Raw genomic sequence first — 12,069 nt, forward strand, 5'->3', positions numbered from 1 at the left:
CACCTCTCCAGGCCGACCGCGAGGAGCCGCGCAGGGAGCGGCCCAACCCACGAGCCGTCGTGGGAATCGCGTGCCAAGCGATTCACCCGCGGCGAACGCACCCCGCTCCACCCATCGCGACCACCTCCCCAAGCCGACCGCGAGGAGCCGCGCAGGGAGCGGCTCCTTAAGAACGCAGCCGCTCGAGCACGACCGCGGCGAGCGATTCGGCGAGGCGGTCGGCCGTCTCCTGCGTCTTCGCCTCGACCATGACGCGCACCATCGGCTCCGTGCCGGAGGGGCGCAGGAGCACGCGGCCGTCGCTGCCGAGCTCGGCGGTGGCGTCGGCGACGGCGGAGGCGATGACCTCGTCGTCGCGGACGCCCTCGCGGTCGACGCCGCGCACGTTGAGGAGGGTCTGCGGGAAGACGGACATGACGGCGGCCAGGTCGGCGATCGTGCGTCCGGTCCGGGCCATCTCGGCCGCGAGCTGGAGGCCGGTGAGCACGCCGTCGCCGGTGGTGGCGTAGCGGCTCATGATGACGTGGCCGGACTGCTCCCCGCCGAGCGAGTAGCCGCCGTCGTTCATCGCCTCGAGGACGTAGCGGTCGCCGACCGCGGTCTCGATGACGCGGATGCCGGCGTCGCGCATGGCGAGCTTGAGGCCGAGGTTGCTCATGACGGTGGCCACGAGGACGTCGTCGCGGAGGGCGTCGCGGCGGGCCATGGCTGTCGCGAGGATCGCCATGATCTGGTCGCCGTCGACGATGCGGCCCTCGGCGTCCACCGCGAGGCAGCGGTCGGCGTCGCCGTCGTGGGCGATGCCGATGTCGGCGCCGGCCGCGCGGACGGCGTCGGCGACGTTGTCGAGGTGGGTGGAGCCGACTCCGTCGTTGATGTTGAGGCCGTCGGGGTCGTTGCCGATGACGGTGACGGTCGCTCCGGCGTCGGTGAACACCTGGGGCGAGATGCCGGCGGCGGCGCCGTGCGCGCAGTCGATGACCACGTGCAGGCCGTCGAGACGGGTGCCCTCGAGGGATCCGAGCAGGTGGAGGACGTAGCGGTCCTCCGCGTCGGAGAAGCGGGTGATGCGGCCGACGTCGGCTCCTGTCGGCGTGAGCGGGGGGACTCCGAGGGCCGCTTCGATGCGGTTCTCGAGCTCGTCCGGGAGCTTGCGTCCGCCGGCGGCGAAGAACTTGATGCCGTTGTCGGCGGCGGGGTTGTGCGAGGCCGAGATCATCACGCCGAAGTCGGCGTTCTCGTCGGCGATGAGGTAGGCGGTGGCGGGCGTCGGGATGACGCCGGCGTCGAGCACGTCGACTCCCGCGCTCGCGAGACCCGCCGCGACCGCGGCTCCGATGAACTGACCGGAGATGCGGGGGTCGCGGGCGAGCACGGCGACGGGCCGACGGCCCTCGGCCCGGGCGGCCGCTCCGAGTACACGGGCGGCCGCCTGGGCGAGGCCGAGAGCCAGGTCGGCCGTGACCTCGCGATTAGCGAGGCCACGGACGCCGTCTGTTCCGAACAGGCGCGGCATGGTGCGCAGTCCCTTCTCGAGCTGCTGGTCGTGCGGCCGTCAGGCCGCGTCGACTAGCGCTTCGAGAACTGGGACGCCTTGCGGGCCTTCTTGAGACCGGCCTTCTTGCGCTCGATGACGCGGGCGTCGCGGGTCAGGAAGCCCGCCTTCTTCAGGATCGCGCGGTTGTTCTCGCGGTCGATCTCGTTGAGAGCACGGGCGATGGCGAGGCGCAGCGCGCCGGCCTGGCCGGAGGGGCCGCCGCCGGTGATCTTGGCGACCACGTCGTAGGAGCCGATCAGGTCGAGCACCTTGAAGGGGTCGGTGATCAACTGCTGGTGCAGCTTGTTGGGGAAGTACTCCGCGAACTCGCGGGCGTTGACGGTCATGCCGCCGTTGCCGGGGACGAGGCGCACGCGGGCGATGGCCTGCTTGCGTCGGCCCACGGCTGCGCCGGAGACGTTGAGGACGGCGCGGGGCGTCGTGGACGCCTCGGTGGCCGGGCTTTCGGTGGAGTAGCTCTCGGGAGCCACGTCGATCTGGTCTGCGATCTTCGCCACGGTGTAGGTGATCCTTTGTCTTCGAAGTCTGGGGTGTCGGGGAGGGCCGGAGCCTACTGGGCGACCTGGGTGAAGGCGTACGCCTGCGGCTGCTGGGCCGCGTGGGGGTGCTCGGATCCCGTGTAGACCTTCAGCTTGCGCAGCTGGGCGCGGCCGAGGGAGTTCTTGGGGAGCATGCCGCGGATGGCCTTCTCGACGGCGCGGACCGGGTTCTTCTCGAGGAGCTCGGCGTACGTGGTGGCCGAGAGGCCGCCCGGGTAGCCGGAGTGGCGGTAGGCCTTCTTCTGGAGGAGCTTCTGGCCGGTGAGGGCGACCTTCTCCGCGTTGACGATGATGACGAAGTCGCCCATGTCCATGTGCGGCGCGAAGGTGGCCTTGTGCTTGCCGCGCAGGAGCGCCGCGGCGTGGGTGGCGAGACGGCCGAGCACGACGTCGGACGCGTCGATGACGATCCAGTCGTGCTGGACGTCAGCCGGCTTCGGAGAAAAAGTGCGAGTCACGTGAGTGCTGCTTTCTGGTCGGAGTGAGGTGTTCGTGGATCCCGCTCCGTGGCCGTTCGACCCGCGAGGGGGCCGAACCGATCCGGTGGAGGGCTCAACTTCGGGCGCTCGGCACACGGCCGAAAACACCAAGGGTCGACATTACAGCAAAGCCCCCGTGCGGCCAAGCACGGATCGTGGCGGCAGGGGCTCCGGCGGCGGGAGGTGCGGCCCGGGCCGCCACGGGTCGCGGGGCGCGGTCGCGCGCCCTCGCCTCACTCCGAGTCCTCTGGGTCCGGCCCCTCGGTCCGCACGGTGCGCTTCGCCCGGGTGAGCAGGGCCCGCTCGGCGAGCGCGTCGTCCTCGGGGTAGTCGACCTCGCGGAGGATGAGGCCGCGGGCCGGCATCACCGCGAACGCGTTGGTCCGTCGGGCGGCGTCCCGGAGCAGCGGGACCGCCCCCGCCTCGAGCTTCCCGGCGCCGACCGCCACGCACGCCCCCACGAGGGCCCGCACCATGCTGTGGCAGAAGGCGTCCGCGCGCAGGTGGGCGTGCAGGACTCCGTCGGCGTCGCGCTCCCAGGTGAAGTCGAGCAGGCTCCGGATGGTGGTGGCCCCTGCGCGGGCACGGCAGAACGACGCGTAGTCGTGAAGGCCCAGGAGCGAGCGGGCCGCGGCCGTCATCGCGTCGAGGTCGAGGGAGTCGGTGATCCAGGTGGTGTACGTGCGGTCGAGCGGGTGGCGCATCGAGGAGGCGTCGGCCAGCCGGTACTCGTACCGCCGCCAGCGCGCCGAGAACCGCGCGTCGAACCCCTCCGGCGCCTCCGTCACCCGGTGCACCGAGACGTCGGTGTACTGCCCGAGGATCCCGCGGAGCCGCCGCTCCAGGATCGACGCGGGCGGGAACGGCTCCTCCCCCGGTCGGCGCCTGCCGCTGCTGATGCGGCCCCACTGCTCGGGGGTGAGGTCGACGTGGGCGACCTGGGCGCTGGCGTGCACGCCGACGTCGGTGCGCCCGGCGACCGTCACGGTCGGGTGCTGCTCGGAGCGCAGCACCAGGGCGAGCGACTCCTCGAGCACCCCCTGCACTGTGCGGAGGCCGGGCTGCTTGGCCCAGCCGGAGAAGTGCGAGCCGTCGTAGGCCAGGTCGAGGCGGACGCGGTGGAGCATCAGACGAGTCTAGAGCGCGCCGTGGTCGCGGCTCAGGCGACCGCGAGCGGGACGTCGACGGTCGCCAGGGCCGAGACCGCCCAGCCGACCAGCGTCGACTGCTCGCCGACCGAGGAGACGATCCGCGCCTCCCAGCCGCCTGCGAGCACGGCCAGCTCGGAGGGGGCGGAGGCGATGCCCTGCACCCAGTAGGCGGCCGTGCCCAGCGAGACCGGCACGGCGCCGAGCGCCTCGCCCGCACCGGTGAAGGTCTCGACGAGGGGCCCGCGGTGCAGCGTCAGCACGACGACCGGGTCGCCGCCGTCGACGGCGTAGGAGCACGTGTCTCCCGCGGCGGTGATCGACACGGTGCCCGCCGTCAGGCCGGCCTCCTGCTCGACGAGGGAGGCGGGGAGAGCGGTCGCGCAGTCCACACCCTCGCTCGACGGCACGGAGGACACGGTCGGTGCGGCCGACGGCACCGGGGTCGTGCTCGCGAGGCCCGCCGACTCCGGCACGTCGATCACCTCGCCGGAGGCGCAGCCGCTCACTCCGGCCGCGAGTGCCAGGGCGAGGAGCGCCGCAGCGGCCGAGGAGCGCAGTCGCACAGGAGTCCTCCGAGGATCGTCGGGGCGGACCCCGGGAGCGCCGGTCGTGACGCGGCCGCACCCGACGAGCGCAGCCGTGCCATCGTAAGCGACGATTCGCGCCACTCGGCCCCGTGGAACGACGAGAGCCCCCCGCCCCGGAGGGGACGGAGGGCTCTCGGCAGAGGGGGCGTGACTACTTGGTCGCGCCGGTCTCCTCGACAGGAGCGTCCTGCGCGGCGTCCTCGACGGGAGCGTCCTGCACGGGCGCCTCCTCGACGGGGGTCTCCTCGGCAGTGGTCTCCTCGGCGGGGGCCTCGTCCACCGGAGCGGACACGGGCGCCGTGGCGGTGCGCGACTTCTTCGCCTTGGGCGTGACGGGCTCGAGGACGAGCTCGATCACGGCCATGGGCGCGTTGTCTCCCTTGCGGGGGCCGATCTTGGTGATGCGGGTGTAGCCGCCCTCGCGCTCGGCGACGAGCGGAGCGATCTCGGTGAAGAGCTCGTGGACGACCGACTTGTCGCCGATCGTCGCGAGGACGCGACGGCGGGCGTGCAGGTCGCCGCGCTTGGCGAAGGTCACCAGGCGCTCGGCGAGCGGACGAAGGCGCTTGGCCTTGGTCTCGGTCGTCTTGATGCTCTTGTGCGTGAACAGGGCCGCGGCCAGGTTCGCCAGCAGGAGGCGCTCGTGTGCGGGTCCGCCTCCGAGGCGGGGGCCCTTGGTGGGCTTGGGCATGGGTTTACTCCAGTACTAAAGGGGTGTCAGCAGGTCGGACGCGAGGAGCCGGGGCTCCGGAGCGGAGGACCTAGATGCTCTCGTCGTCGTAGCTGTAGAAGTGGGCGCCGTCGAACCCGGGGACCGAGTCCTTGAGCGACAGGCCGAGCTCCGTCAGCTTCTCCTTGACCTCATCCACCGACTTCTGACCGAAGTTGCGGATGTTCATGAGCTGCGTCTCCGAGAGGGCGACGAGCTCATTGACGTTGTTGATGCCCTCGCGCTTGAGGCAGTTGTAGCTGCGCACCGAGAGGTCGAGGTCCTCGATGGGCATGGACAGCTCGGTCGAGAGGACCGCGTCGACCGGCGCGGGGCCGATCTCGATGCCCTCGGCCGCGTTGTTCAGCTCGCGGGCGAGACCGAACAGCTCGGTCAGCGTGCGTCCGGCGGAGGCGATGGCGTCGCGCGGCGAGATCGCGGCCTTCGTCTCCACGTCCACGACCAGGCGGTCGAAGTCGGTGCGCTCGCCGGCACGGGTGGCCTCGACGCGGTAGGTGACCTTCAGCACGGGCGAGTAGATCGAGTCGACCGGGATCTGGCCGGCCTCGGAGAACTCGCTGCGGTTCTGGGTCGCCGAGACGTAGCCGCGGCCGCGCTCGATCGTGAGCTCGAGCTCGAACTTCGCCTTGTCGTTCAGCGTGGCGATGACGAGCTCCGGGTTGTGGATCTCGACACCGGCCGGAGCCGAGATGTCCGCGGCGGTGACCTGGCCGGCTCCCTGCTTGCGCAGGTAGGCGGTGATCGGCTCGTCGTGCTCGGAGGAGACGACGAGTCCCTTGATGTTCAGGATGATCTCGGTGACGTCCTCGCGGACGCCCGGGACGGTCGTGAACTCGTGCAGGACTCCGTCGATCCGGATGCTGGTGACAGCGGCGCCGGGGATGGAGGACAGCAGGGTGCGACGCAGCGAGTTGCCGAGCGTGTAGCCGAAGCCGGGCTCGAGGGGCTCGATGACGAAGCGGGAACGGAACTCCGAGATGTTCTCCTCGGTGAGCGTCGGACGCTGTGCGATAAGCACTGATGATTCCTTTCGATCACGTGTCCGCTATATGACACGTGCGTTTGCGAGGTGTGGAGTTGTGAAAGAAATGCGCGATCCGCCGGCCGGCCGCACTCCCCGCCCGGAGGCGGTTCGCGCGGCCGGCCGACGGCTGCGAGTGCTGCTTAGACGCGACGACGCTTGGGCGGGCGGCAGCCGTTGTGCGCCTGCGGGGTGACGTCGTTGATCGAGCCGACCTCGAGGCCTGCGGCCTGGAGCGAGCGGATCGCGGTCTCACGACCCGAGCCGGGGCCCTTCACGAAGACGTCCACCTTCTTCATGCCGTGCTCCTGAGCCTGGCGCGCGGCCGACTCGGCGGCGAGCTGGGCGGCGAACGGCGTCGACTTGCGCGAGCCCTTGAAGCCGACTCCACCGGACGAGGCCCAGCTGATGACGGCCCCGGAGGGGTCGGTGATCGAGACGATGGTGTTGTTGAACGTCGACTTGATGTGGGCCTGGCCCACAGCGATGTTCTTCTTCTCCTTGCGGCGCGGCTTGCGCGCGGCCGACTTGGGGGTAGCCAATTCTGTATCTCCTCTAGGTCCGTGTCGCCCGCGTTACTTGCGGCCGGCCTTCTTCTTGCCGGCGACGGTGCGCTTGGGTCCCTTGCGGGTGCGCGCGTTCGTCTTGGTGCGCTGTCCACGGACCGGGAGGCCGCGACGGTGGCGGAGGCCCTCGTACGAGCCGATCTCGACCTTGCGGCGGATGTCGGCGGCGACCTCGCGGCGGAGGTCGCCCTCCACCTTGTAGTTGCCCTCGATGTAGTCGCGGAGCGAGACGAGCTGGTCGTCGCTGAGGTCCTTGACGCGGATGTTGCCGTCGATCCCGGTGTCGCTCAGGGTCTTGAGCGCGCGAGTGCGGCCGACACCGTAGATGTAGGTCAGTGCGACCTCCACGCGCTTCTCGCGCGGGATGTCTACTCCTGCCAGACGTGCCATTGTGGCTTCTCCTGTGAGTGAGTGGAGGTGTGAAGCAGCACCGGTGCCTCGGCCTCCGACCGAAGGTGTCCTCGCCGTCCACCCCGGGGTCGCCGGGGTGCTGCGCGATTTCTGGTGCTGCGGGTGTGTTCAGTTGTGCAGTGGGGGCGGCACGCCGCCCCTGCGCTCCCTCGCGGAAGCAGCGGGACTAGCCCTGGCGCTGCTTGTGGCGGGGGTTGCTGCTGCAGATGACCATCACGTTGCCGTGGCGGCGGATGATCTTGCAGTGGTCGCAGATGCGCTTGACGCTGGGGTTGACCTTCATTGTTCTTGTCCTTGTTTTCGCTGGCGTCGTGCTCCCGGCGGATGCCGGGGCCGTTCCTTACAGGACACGCACGTCGCGAACGTCAGCGGAGCGAACGTCTACTTGTAGCGGTAGACGATCCGGCCGCGGGTCAGGTCGTAGGGGCTCAGCTCCACGATCACCCGGTCCTCGGGGAGGATCCGGATGTAGTGCTGACGCATCTTGCCCGAGATATGGGCGAGAACTTTGTGTCCGTTGGTCAGCTCCACGCGGAACATCGCGTTGGGGAGCGCCTCGACAACCGCACCTTCGATTTCGATGACACCGTCTTTTTTGGCCATAGCCTCACTGTCGTTCGGAAGTAGTGTGTGTACTGGTCGTGCGAATGTTTCCGCGACGAGCCACCACCGGGCGAGAGCCCGGATCGGGGTTCGCGGGCATGCCGGAGCACGCGCAAAACACCAAGGGTCGATACTACGCGAATCGCGGCCGCTCCGCCACCTCGGGCGTGTCGCCCCCTCCTCCGTCTCCGCGCCCGACGCGCGCCCCCTGCCCGGCCCTGCGTCCGCCGCCGCCTAGGCTGGCTCCGTCGAGCCGGAGGGAGAGCACATGGCGCGCACGACGAGGTCTGCGACCGCGAGGCGGAGCTGGTACTCGCACCCGGTGGTGACGATCCTGGCGGCGATCGCGGTCATCGCCCTGGTGCAGACCTTCTTCGTGAAGGTGTACACGGTGCCGACCGGCTCGATGGAGAACACCCTCCAGGGCGGCGGATTCTTCGGCGACCGCATCCTGGTCGACCGCACCCTCGCCCTTCAGGGCGGGCCGGAGGAGGGCCAGATCGTCGTCTTCTCGCGCGACGCCGACTGGGGCGCGAGCGACGAGGCCGGCAGCCCCCTCTCCGAGATCGTGAAGACGTTCGGCGACGTCACCAGCATCGGCCCCTCCCACGAGGAGTTCCTCGTCAAGAGGCTGATCGCCGAGGGGGGCCACACCGTCTCCTGCTGCGATGCCGACGGGCACGTGCTGGTCGACGGGAAGCCGCTGGACGAGTCCTACGTGTTCGAGGACTTCCCCTTCACCCCCGGGACCCTCGACTGCACGACGAGCCCCGCGTCCCTCCGCTGCTTCGACGAGTACACCGTCCCCGAGGGATCCCTCTTCGTCCTGGGCGACCACCGGTCGAACTCCAACGACTCGCTCGGCGAGTGCCGCGGCGCCGGCGGGCCGATCGACACGTGCGTGAAGACCGTGCCGATCGACAGGGTCACCGGACGCGTCTTCGCCGTGGCCTGGCCGCTCACCCGCTGGCGGCTGTTCTAGCGCTCCACCCGAGCCGCCGCAGACGACGAGGTCCCCCGCCGGAAGCAGGGGACCTCGTCGTCGTTCGCCGCCGTGCGGCCACGGGACTAGCCGCGGACGACCGCCACGACCCGGTCGAAGAGCGGATGCTCGGCCGTGAGGCCGGTGACCTCCGCCACGAACTCCTCCGGGCTGAGCGCGGTCAGCTTCTCGTGGAGCTCCACGCTCTGGGGGTCCTCGGGCACGTCGAAGCGCAGCGCGGCGCCGATCGCGGCGAGCAGGCCCTCCGGCGTGCGCCCGCGCTCGGCGAGCTCGGCCGCCGGTCCGATGAAGCGCTCGTGCCGCGACAGCTTCCGCAGCGGCTGGCGTCCCACCCGGTCGACCGTGTCGGTCAGGTACGGGTTGGCGAAGCGCTTCAGCGTCTTCTCGAGGTAGGCCTGCTGCTCCTCGTCGCTGAAGCCGTGCTTGGCAACGATGAGCGCCTTGGTGTCCTCGAGCGCGGCCTTGACCGCGTCGTGCACCTCGGGCATCGCCAGCGCGTCGGAGAGCTTGTGCGCTCCGACCGCGAAGCCGGTGTAGGCGGCCGTCGCGTGGCCGGTGTTCACCGTGAAGAGCTTCCGCTCGATGAAGGGCTCGAGGTCGTCGACCCAGGTCGCGCCCGGGATCTCCGGCTCGGTGCCCTCGAACGGAGTGCGGTCGACGACCCACTCGAAGAAGCTCTCCACTGTCACGTCCAGGCCCTGGCCCGGGTCCTGGTTCGGGACGATGCGGTCCACCGCGGTGTCGGCGAAGACGGCGCGGGTGCGCAGGCGCTCCCACTCGTCCGCGCCGAGGTTCGCGGCGACCTCGGTCTGCAGGAGGCGCGTGGCGTTGATCGCGTTCTCGCAGGCCATGACCGCCAGCCGCGGCGCCGACTCGTCGCGGGCGGCGAGGCCCTTCGCGATCACGGGGGCGACGAAGCGCAGGATGTTCGGGCCGACGGCCGTGGTGACGATGTCGGCGGCGGCGATCTCGCGGACGAGCGCCTCCTCGTCGGCGGCCGAGTCGATCGCGCGGAAGCGGTCGACGACGTGCGTGGCCGCCTCCTCCCCCACCTCATGCACCTCGTAGCTGTCGGCGGCGGCGAGGCGGCCGATCAGCTCGGAGTTGACGTCGGCGAAGACGAGCTCGTAGCCGGCGCCGTGCAGGATCAGGCCGACGAAGCCGCGGCCGATGTTGCCGGCGCCGAAGTGGACGGCGGTGGGCATCAGGAGTTGACCTCGCCCAGCAGGCTGTAGAGCGACTGCGCGTCCGGGGCGTCGAGGAGCTTCTGCACCTCGTCCTCCTCCGAGAAGATGATCGCGATCTTGGAGAGGATCTCGAGGTGCTCGTTGTCGACGCCGGCGATGCCGACGACGAAGCGCACCTCGTTGCCGTCCCAGTCGATCGGCTGCGCATAGCGCACGAACGAGAGGGCGGAGGAGCGGATCTCGTCCTTCGCGTCGTTGGTGCCGTGCGGGATGGCGAGCAGGTTGCCCATGTAGGTCGAGACGGTCGCCTCGCGGGCGAGCATGGCCTCGTAGTAGGCGGGGGTGACCGCGCCGACGCCGACCAGCATGTCGGCGGCCTCCTTGATGGCGGCCTCCTTCGTGGTGGCGGTGCCGGAGGCGTCGATCTGTCCGATGGTGAGCACGTCGCTCATGGGGTGCGTCCTTCCGTGGAGGTGCTGACAGCGAGGGAACCCGCAGGGGCGAGCGGAGCGTGTCCGCTCTGTCGCACCCTACGGGTTCCCTCCGAATGGTTGGCGTACTACTTGCCGTGCTGCTCCGCGACCAGCGAGACGACCTCGTCGTACTTCGGGCTGTTCATGAAGTTGTCCACGGAGACGTGGATGGCGCCCGGGGTGCGCTGGCGGGCGCGCTCCGTGAGCTCGGCCTGGGTGATGACCAGGTCCACGTCGTCCTCGAGAGCGGCGATCGCCTTGTTGGTGACCGTGACGTCCTCGAAGCCCGCCTTCTTCATCTTGTTCCGCAGCACCGAGGCGCCCATCGCGGACGAGCCCATGCCGGCGTCGCAGGCGAAGACGATGTTCCGGACCTGGGTCGCGGTGGCCGTGGCCCCCGTGGTCGAGGCGCCGGCCGAGTCCTGCGGAGCGTTGGCGCCGCGGGCGTTGATGAGCGAGCCGACGGCGCTCTCCTTGCCCTTGTTCGCCTCGTTGGCGGCGACGGCGGCGGCGAGCTTGTCGTCGCCCTCCTGCTCCGCGGCCAGGTCGCGCTTGCGGCCGGACCGGATGATGACCGAGGCCACCAGGAACGACACGGCGGTCGCGAGGATCACCGAGAGGATGACGCCGAGGAAGCTGTCGTTCGCGGTCTGCAGGAGCACCGCGATGATCGAGCCGGGCGAGGCGGGGGCGCGGAGGCCGGAGTTGAACGCGACGTTCGTCGCGACACCGGTCGCACCGCCGAGGATGACGGCCGCGAGCAGCGCAGGCTTCATCAGCACGTACGGGAAGTAGATCTCGTGGATGCCGCCGATGAAGTGGATGATCGCCGCACCGGGAGCGGAGGCGCGGGCCGCGCCGACGCCGAAGAACGCGAAGGCCAGGAGCACGCCCATGCCGGGGCCGGGGTTGGCCTCGAGGAGGAAGAGGTAGGACTTGCCCGCCTCCTCCGCCTGCTGGACGCCCAGCGGCGTGAGGATGCCGTGGTTGATGGCGTTGTTCAGGAAGAGGATCTTCGCCGGCTCGATGAAGAGCGAGGTCAGCGGGAGCAGGCCCGCGTTGACCAGGAACTCCACGCCCGCACCGAGGGCGGTCGAGAGGCCGACCACGAGCGGCGCGACGCCCGCGAAGGCGAGGAGCGCGAGGAGGAGGCCGAGGATTCCGGCGGAGAAGTTGTTGACCAGCATCTCGAAGCCGGGCTTGATCTTGCCGTCCCAGATCGAGTCGACCTTCTTCATGAGCCACGCCGACAGCGGGCCCATGATCATGGCGCCGATGAACATCGGGATGCCGGCGCCGACGATGACGCCCATGGTCGCGATGGTGCCGACCACGCCTCCGCGGGCGCCGTAGACCATGCGGCCGCCGGTGTTCGCGATGAGGAGCGGGAGGAGGTAGGTGATCATCGGGGCGACGAGGCCGGTGTTGACCACGTCGGGATCCGTGCTCCAGCCGCCGAACTGCTGGACCCAGGTGGCGTCGATGCCGAGGAGGGGGAGCCATCCGGTCTGGATGAAGAGGGCCGTGATGAAGCCCCAGGCGATGAAGGCCGCGATGTTCGGCATGACCATTCCCGAGAGGAAGGTGCCGAAGCGCTGGACGTGGACGCGCGCTCCACCGCGCGTCGACGTCGCTGACGTCGTTGTCATGTGGTGTGTTCTCCGACGTCAAGGCGCGGATCGCCGGGGGCAAGACCGCGGAGCGCGCCGTGCACGAGGCCTTCGCCGGCTTCCGCGAGCTGCTCGTGGCGATGGGCGGCTA

15 protein-coding genes are annotated in these 12,069 nt (G+C 70.2%); 1 reads left to right on the top strand and 14 read right to left on the bottom strand.

Annotated elements, in window-relative coordinates:
• Positions 1–166: 166 nt before the first annotated feature.
• The 11 genes from glmM to infA all read right to left on the bottom strand — a co-directional run bounded on the left by glmM (position 167) and on the right by infA (position 7,645).
• Positions 167–1,516, bottom strand: a complete 1,350-nt coding sequence (gene glmM, locus C5C63_RS16140; RefSeq protein ID WP_104326427.1) for a phosphoglucosamine mutase — start codon at positions 1,514–1,516, stop codon at positions 167–169.
• Between the two features lie 53 nt (positions 1,517–1,569).
• Positions 1,570–2,055: a 30S ribosomal protein S9 gene (rpsI, locus tag C5C63_RS16145; protein WP_104225004.1), complete on the bottom strand. Its 486-nt coding sequence runs from the start codon at positions 2,053–2,055 to the stop codon at positions 1,570–1,572.
• 53 nt (positions 2,056–2,108) lie between these two features.
• Positions 2,109–2,555, bottom strand: a complete 447-nt coding sequence (gene rplM, locus C5C63_RS16150) for a 50S ribosomal protein L13 (RefSeq protein ID WP_104225003.1) — start codon at positions 2,553–2,555, stop codon at positions 2,109–2,111.
• 254 nt (positions 2,556–2,809) lie between these two features.
• Positions 2,810–3,703 (bottom strand): tRNA pseudouridine(38-40) synthase TruA, encoded by an 894-nt coding sequence (locus tag C5C63_RS16155; RefSeq protein ID WP_104238770.1) that lies wholly within the window; start codon positions 3,701–3,703, stop codon positions 2,810–2,812.
• A 32-nt stretch (positions 3,704–3,735) separates the two neighbouring features.
• Positions 3,736–4,290: a hypothetical protein gene (locus tag C5C63_RS16160; protein ID WP_104292483.1), complete on the bottom strand. Its 555-nt coding sequence runs from the start codon at positions 4,288–4,290 to the stop codon at positions 3,736–3,738.
• Between the two features lie 175 nt (positions 4,291–4,465).
• On the bottom strand, positions 4,466–5,005 hold the full coding sequence (gene rplQ / locus C5C63_RS16165) for a 50S ribosomal protein L17 (protein ID WP_104225000.1): 540 nt from the start codon (positions 5,003–5,005) through the stop codon (positions 4,466–4,468).
• Between the two features lie 70 nt (positions 5,006–5,075).
• Entirely contained in the window at positions 5,076–6,062 is a 987-nt protein-coding gene (locus tag C5C63_RS16170) for a DNA-directed RNA polymerase subunit alpha (RefSeq protein WP_104224999.1), read from the bottom strand.
• Positions 6,063–6,208: 146 nt separating this feature from the next.
• A complete protein-coding gene (rpsK, locus tag C5C63_RS16175) occupies positions 6,209–6,607 on the bottom strand; it encodes a 30S ribosomal protein S11 (protein WP_055787170.1) in 399 nt (132 codons plus the stop codon).
• A gap of 33 nt (positions 6,608–6,640) precedes the next feature.
• Positions 6,641–7,021, bottom strand: coding sequence for a 30S ribosomal protein S13 (gene rpsM, locus C5C63_RS16180; protein ID WP_068251511.1), 381 nt, complete (start codon positions 7,019–7,021; stop codon positions 6,641–6,643).
• Positions 7,022–7,208: 187 nt separating this feature from the next.
• Positions 7,209–7,325: a 50S ribosomal protein L36 gene (rpmJ, locus tag C5C63_RS16185; protein WP_055787164.1), complete on the bottom strand. Its 117-nt coding sequence runs from the start codon at positions 7,323–7,325 to the stop codon at positions 7,209–7,211.
• Between the two features lie 98 nt (positions 7,326–7,423).
• Positions 7,424–7,645, bottom strand: coding sequence for a translation initiation factor IF-1 (gene infA / locus C5C63_RS16190; protein WP_022883252.1), 222 nt, complete (start codon positions 7,643–7,645; stop codon positions 7,424–7,426).
• A 268-nt stretch (positions 7,646–7,913) separates the two neighbouring features.
• Between infA and lepB the strand changes: the two genes are divergently transcribed.
• Positions 7,914–8,627, top strand: coding sequence for a signal peptidase I (gene lepB / locus C5C63_RS16195; RefSeq protein ID WP_104251134.1), 714 nt, complete (start codon positions 7,914–7,916; stop codon positions 8,625–8,627).
• A gap of 86 nt (positions 8,628–8,713) precedes the next feature.
• Here lepB and C5C63_RS16200 read toward each other — a convergent pair whose 3' ends face one another.
• From C5C63_RS16200 to C5C63_RS16210, 3 genes are all read right to left on the bottom strand, one after another.
• Positions 8,714–9,853, bottom strand: a complete 1,140-nt coding sequence (locus tag C5C63_RS16200) for a mannitol-1-phosphate 5-dehydrogenase (RefSeq protein ID WP_104326428.1) — start codon at positions 9,851–9,853, stop codon at positions 8,714–8,716.
• Positions 9,853–10,287, bottom strand: a complete 435-nt coding sequence (locus tag C5C63_RS16205) for a PTS sugar transporter subunit IIA (RefSeq protein ID WP_104224996.1) — start codon at positions 10,285–10,287, stop codon at positions 9,853–9,855. The genes C5C63_RS16200 and C5C63_RS16205 overlap by 1 nt, the downstream gene beginning before the upstream one ends.
• A gap of 107 nt (positions 10,288–10,394) precedes the next feature.
• Positions 10,395–11,957 (bottom strand): PTS mannitol transporter subunit IICB, encoded by a 1,563-nt coding sequence (locus C5C63_RS16210; protein WP_104296039.1) that lies wholly within the window; start codon positions 11,955–11,957, stop codon positions 10,395–10,397.
• Positions 11,958–12,069 lie beyond the last annotated feature (112 nt).

The organism is Rathayibacter sp. AY1B8 (genome assembly GCF_002932775.1).
Taxonomy (GTDB): Bacteria; Actinomycetota; Actinomycetes; order Actinomycetales; family Microbacteriaceae; genus Rathayibacter.